The following is a 5,602-nucleotide window of genomic DNA, read 5'->3' on the forward strand; positions in this document are numbered from 1 at the left end:
GGCGATGCCATACCTTGTGGCAAACACCTGTCAGCCCTGATGCGATCCCCGTGGGGCTGGCCCGCGAAGAATCCCACGCGGTACTTGGCACCGGCTACGCCGGTGTTCGCGGGCACGCCCGCTCCCACAGGGTGGCACCTCGGGTCTGAGCTTTGCGCGGTCCTGTGGAAGCTGGCTTGCCGGCGATAGGGCCTTGAGCCTTCAGTTTTGCTTCTGGGGCTCGCGGATTTTGTACCAGGCCACGTACAAGGCCGGCAGGAACAGCAGCGTCAGCAGCGTTGCACTGATGATGCCGCCAATCATGGCGTAGGCCATCGGCCCCCAGAACACTTCGCGTGCAATCGGGATCATGCCCAGGCTCGCTGCGGCTGCCGTCAGCAGGATCGGCCGGCGACGGTGGTTGGTGGCCTCCACCACCGCGTCCCAAGGGGCATAGCCCTGCGCCTCGAACTCATCGATCTGGGTAACCAGAATCACCGAGTTGCGGATGATGATACCGGCGAGCGCCAGGATGCCGAGAATCGCTACAAAGCCCATTGGCGTACCGGTAGGCACCAGCGCCAGCACCACGCCGATCAACCCCAGTGGCGCCACGCTGATCACCAGGAACAGCTTCTGCACGCTGTGCAGCTGGATCATCAGGAACGTGGCCATGAGGAACAGCATCAGCGGGATGACCTTGGCGATCGGCCCTTGGGCCTTGCCACTCTCCTCCACGGTACCGCCCGTGGCCACTTCGTAGCCTACCGGCAGCTTGCTGGCGAACTCGTCGATTTTCGGCTTCAGTTGCGCCACCAGGTCGGTGGGTTGAATGTCGCCGTTGACCGAGGCCTTGATGGTGATGGTTGGCTTGCGGTCACGCCGCCACACCAGCGGCTGCTCCAGCTCGTAGCGCACGGTGGCGAACGACAGCAGCGGAATCGAGGTGCCGTTGGAGGTCAGGATCTGCAGGTTCTGCAGGGTATCGGGCGAACCACGCTCGCTGTCCTCGGCACGCGCGACCACGTCGATCAGGTAGATGCTGTCGTTGACCTGGGTGATCTGCACACCGCTGACGATGCTGTTCATCACGTTGGCCACATCTTCCGACGACAGCCCCAGCTGGCGCGCCTTGTCCTGGGCAATGTCCACGCGCAGTACTTTGCCAGGCTCGTTCCAGTCGTAGATCATCTCGCCTATGTTGCGGTTCTGGTTGAGCAAGGTCGCCAGGTCGATGGCGTGCTTGCGCACCTCGTCGATACTGGTGCCGCTGACCCGGTACTGGATCGGCCGCCCCACCGGTGGGCCCATTTCCAGCGATTGCACGTTGGTGCCGATGCCGACGAACTCTTCACGCAGGATTTTCTGCAAACGCTCGATCATGCCCTGGCGCTCTTCCAGGCCCTTGCTGACAATCACCAGCTGGGCGTAATACGGGTTTTGCAACTGCTGGTCGAGCGGCAGGTAGAACCGCACGGCGCCCTGGCCGATGTAGGTGCTCCAGTGCACCAGGTCCGGGTCGTCCTTGAGGCGCGCTTCGAAGCGGTCGACCACCTTGCGCGTCTCCTCGATCGAAGCGTTCTGCGGCAGGTTCAGGTCGACCAGGATCTCCGGGCGGTCCGACGCGGGGAAGAACTGGTTCTGCACGAAGCGCATGCTGAACAGCGCCAGAGCAAACAGCAGGATGGTACCGATGATGGTCAGCCAGCGATGGCGCATGCACCACAGCAGCCCACCCTCGAACGCCCTGGCCACGCGCCCAGGCTTGGCTTCGTGAGCCTTGACCTTGCTGCTGCTCAGAATGTGCACCCCCAGCACCGGGGCGAAGAACACCGCCACCACCCAGGACACCAGCAAGGCCACGGCGATTACCGCGAACAAGGTGAAGGTGTACTCGCCTGCGGAACTGGCGTTAAGGCCGATCGGCACAAAGCCGGCCACCGTGACCAGGGTACCGGTAAGCATCGGGAAGGCCGTGGAGGTGTAGGCGAACGTGGCCGCCTGCTCCTTGCTGTCGCCCATTTCCAGCCGGGTGACCATGACCTCCACGGTGATCATCGCATCGTCCACCAGCAAGCCCAGGGCAATGATCAGCGCGCCCAGCGAAATCCGCTGCATGGTGATACCGCTGTATTCCATGAACACGAACACCATCGCCAGCACCAAGGGTATCGAGCAGGCCACCACCAGCCCCGCGCGCATGCCAAGGCTGACAAAGCTTACCGCCAGCACGATCACCACCGCTTCGAACAGCGCGCTGGTGAAGCCGCCAACCGCCTTCTTGACGACCACGGCCTGGTCCGACACGGTGTGCACGCCAACGCCTATCGGCAGGTCCTGGATCACCTGGTCCATGCGGTTTTTCAGTGCGGCGCCGAACGCCTGCACGTTGCCGCCGGCCTTCATGCCAATGGCCAGGCCAATGGCGGTCTGGCCGTTGTAGCGGAACATCGGTGAAGGCGGGTCGACATAACCGCGCTCGATAGCGGCAATATCGGCCAGGCGGAAGAAGCGGTCATTGATCTTCAGGTTGACGGTTTGCAGGTCCTTTTCCGAGGCGAACTGCCCGGAGGTTCGCACCGAGATGCGCTCTGGCCCGGCCTCTATCACCCCCGCCGGGGTGACCGCGTTCTGCGCTTGCAGGGCCTGCATCACCTGGCGCTGGTCAATGCCCAGGGCGGCCAGCTTGCGGGTGGAGAAGTTCAGGTACAGCACTTCATCCTGGGTGCCGATGAACTCGATCTTGCCGATATTGGGTACATCACGCACTTCTGCCCGGGCCTGCTCCACATAGTCACGCAGCTGGCGAAGGGTAAGGCCGTCGGCGGTGAAGGCATAGATCGAACCGAACACATCGCCGAACTCGTCGTTGAACCCAGGCCCCTGGATGCCAGCAGGGAACTGGCCACGGATGTCCTGGATCTTCTTGCGCACCTGGTACCAGATTTGCGGGATATCCTCGGCCTTGGTGGTATCACGCAGGTACACGTAGACCGTGGATTCGCCCGGCCGGGTGTAGCTCTTGGTGTAGTCGAGCGAGTCGAGTTCTTCGAGCTTCTTTTCGATACGGTCGGTGACCTGGTACAGGGTCTCGTCCTGGGTCGCACCGGGCCAGCGGGTCTGGATGACCATGGTCTTGATGGTGAACGACGGGTCTTCTTCACGGCCTAGGTTGAAGTAGGAAAAAATCCCCATCAACAGGGCGACGAACATCAGGTACCAGACGAACGATTGATGCTTGAGTGCCCAGTCGGACAGGTTGAAGCTTCCTTTCATTGCGCATCCTCGTCGAAAGCGACCTTCTGGCCAGGCTTGAGGCTGTTCACGCCCGCAGTCACCACACGTTCACCAGGCTGCACGCCAGAGGCCACGACGATGCTGTCGGAATTACGGTCGATCAGGGTCACGTCACGGGTGCCGACCGTTTTCTGCCGGGTGTCGATGACCCACACCTGGGTCTTGCCGTCGCGTTCGAGCAAGGCACTCAAGGGCAGCTCGCTGCGCGGCGACACTTGCGAGGTCAGGGTCACACTGACCGCGGTGCCCAGGTGGAAGGCTGCCGGGGTGTTTGCCAAGGTCAGGCGCGCACGGCGGGTACGGGTCGTGGGGTCGGCCTGCGGCTCCAGCTCGCGCAGGGTAGCGGTGGTATTGATGGTCGGGTCGAGTTGCGAGGCGACGGTGAAGGTCAGCCCTTTGTCCAGTTGCTCTGCCAGGCTGATCGGCAAGTCGATCACCGCCTCCTTCACATCAGGCCGGGCCAGGGTCACCACGGCCTGCCCGGCGGTGACCGTCTGCCCGGCCTCGGCCTGCCAGGCCGTGATGACCGCTGCATGGTCGCTACGCAGGGTGCTGTAGCCGAGCTGGTCACGGGCCTGGCTGACAGAGGCGCGCGCCTGCTCCAGCGTCGCGCTGGTGGTTTTCAGGTTGGTCTGGGCGACATCCAGCTGCGCCTGGGCACCCACCCCACGGTCGTACAGCTGTTGCTGGCGACGGGCATCGGCCTGGGCATTGATCCATTGCGCCTGCACCCTGGCCAGGTCGCCTTCGGCGGCACGCAGTTGGTTCTGCTGGTCGGTGGGGTCGAGGGTGGCCAAGGTATCGCCCGGTTTGACCTGGGCTCCCACGTCCAGCCAACGCCGGGCAATGCGCCCGGCAACGCGGAAGCCCAAGGTGCTCTCGAAGCGTGCCTCGATATTGCCAGCGAAGCGGCCCAGTTGCGTCTGCACCTGCGGCTCGACCTTCACCGACAGCACCGGCCGGATCGGCTCTGGGGCTTGCTCGTCACCCTCGCAGGCAGCCAGCAGCATGCCGGCTGACAGTATCAGCAGCAGCCGTGTCATAGCTCACCCCCTGGGCGTTTGGCATCCACCTTCTCCACCTGCATGCCGGGGTGCAACAGCTGGCTGCCGTTGACCACCACGGTTTCGCCCGCCTGCAAGCCGCTGGCGATGACCACCTTGCCAGTCAGGTAGCGGCCGACTTCGACCTTGCGCAGTTCGACCTTGTCACCCTCACCCACTACCCACACGGCAGGTGCATGCAGGGCCTTGGTCAAGGCCGACCACGGCAGTTCGATGCTCGGCCGCCCCACGGTAGTGGTGCTGGCCGTCACCGGCGCGCCCAGCTGCATTTCGGCGGGTACATCCTTCAGGGCCACCTTGACCTGTACCGTGCCGCTTTGCGCCGACACGGTGGGCGTGATTTCGCGAATCACGCCGCGCGCCTGGACCTTGGGGTCGTCCAGCAGGCGGACGAGTATCTCGGCGTTGCCGGGCGGTGCCACCAGCAAGGATTCGTACACATTGAACACGGCATCGCGGTCGCCATCGACGGCCAGGCTGAAGATCGGCATGGTCGCCTGCACCACCTGGCCTACTTCGGCCTGCCGCGCGGTGATCACCCCGGCGGCCTCGGAGACCAGCGCGGTGTAGCCGAGTTGTTCATTGGCACTGGCCAGTTGCGCCTGGGCCGCCTTGAGCGCGCTCTGGTTGCTGCGCAGCGCCGCTTCGGCGGCATCGTATTCGCTTTTGCTGGTGTAGCCCTTGGGCAGCAGTTTTTGCTGGCGCACGAAGGCCGCACGGGTCTGGGTGACCCGCGCCTGCGCGGCAAACACCTCGGCCTTGGCCGAATTCACGTTGTTCTGCAGGTCTTTCGGGTCCAGGCGTGCGAGCACCTGGTTGGCCTTGACGTGGTCACCCACATCGACGCTGCGCGAAATGATCTTGCCCCCCACACGGAACGACAGGTCCGTCTGCACCCGCGCCTGTACATCGCCGGTCAGGGTGACCCTGGCGGCGAAATCGGTGGGTTGAACCTGCTGCACGCCCACCCGCGGCAATGTTTCAGGCACCTCTTCCTTGCTACACCCGGCGAGCATGCACAGCAGCCCCAGGCAAACGACCGACAGCGGACGTATCAACGTCATGCAGGCTCCTTGCTTGCGCACAAATGGTTTGTGGGATGCGACTGTCAGCGTAGTTCAGGGTTCGATAAACATCACTGACGGGGGTCAGTTCGGCAGTTTCGGCGCTTGCGCCGGCCTCTTCGCGGGCACGCCCGCTCCCACAGGAAAAGCGCAAGTCTCAGGGCCTGCGCTTTTCCTGTGGGAGCGGGCAAGCCCGCA

Annotated in this window: 3 protein-coding genes; all 3 read right to left on the minus strand. The window is 63.8% G+C overall.

Annotated elements, in window-relative coordinates; all coding sequences use genetic code 11:
* Nucleotides 1–201 precede the first annotated feature (201 nt).
* The 3 genes from GYA94_RS06175 to GYA94_RS06185 are packed head-to-tail and all read right to left on the minus strand — an operon-like array spanning nucleotide 202 to nucleotide 5,404.
* Nucleotides 202–3,255 (minus strand): efflux RND transporter permease subunit, encoded by a 3,054-nt coding sequence (locus tag GYA94_RS06175; RefSeq protein ID WP_110679979.1) that lies wholly within the window; start codon nucleotides 3,253–3,255, stop codon nucleotides 202–204.
* A complete protein-coding gene (locus tag GYA94_RS06180; protein ID WP_110679978.1) occupies nucleotides 3,252–4,319 on the minus strand; it encodes an efflux RND transporter periplasmic adaptor subunit in 1,068 nt (355 codons plus the stop codon). Before GYA94_RS06180 ends, GYA94_RS06175 begins: the two co-directional genes overlap by 4 nt.
* Complete coding sequence (locus tag GYA94_RS06185) at nucleotides 4,316–5,404, minus strand: efflux RND transporter periplasmic adaptor subunit (RefSeq protein ID WP_110679977.1); 1,089 nt, start codon at nucleotides 5,402–5,404, stop codon at nucleotides 4,316–4,318. The genes GYA94_RS06180 and GYA94_RS06185 overlap by 4 nt, the downstream gene beginning before the upstream one ends.
* Between the last annotated feature and the right edge of the window lie 198 nt (nucleotides 5,405–5,602).

Source organism: Pseudomonas juntendi (assembly GCF_009932375.1).
GTDB classification, from domain to species: Bacteria; Pseudomonadota; Gammaproteobacteria; order Pseudomonadales; family Pseudomonadaceae; genus Aquipseudomonas; species Aquipseudomonas juntendi.

Excerpts from the sequence above, each read along its gene's own strand:
- GYA94_RS06185 (WP_110679977.1), bottom strand. The coding sequence starts at position 5,404 with ATGACGTTGATACGTCCGCTGTCGGTCGTTTGCCTGGGGCTGCTGTGC.
- GYA94_RS06180 (WP_110679978.1), bottom strand. The coding sequence starts at position 4,319 with ATGACACGGCTGCTGCTGATACTGTCAGCCGGCATGCTGCTGGCTGCC.
- GYA94_RS06175 (WP_110679979.1), bottom strand. The coding sequence starts at position 3,255 with ATGAAAGGAAGCTTCAACCTGTCCGACTGGGCACTCAAGCATCAATCG.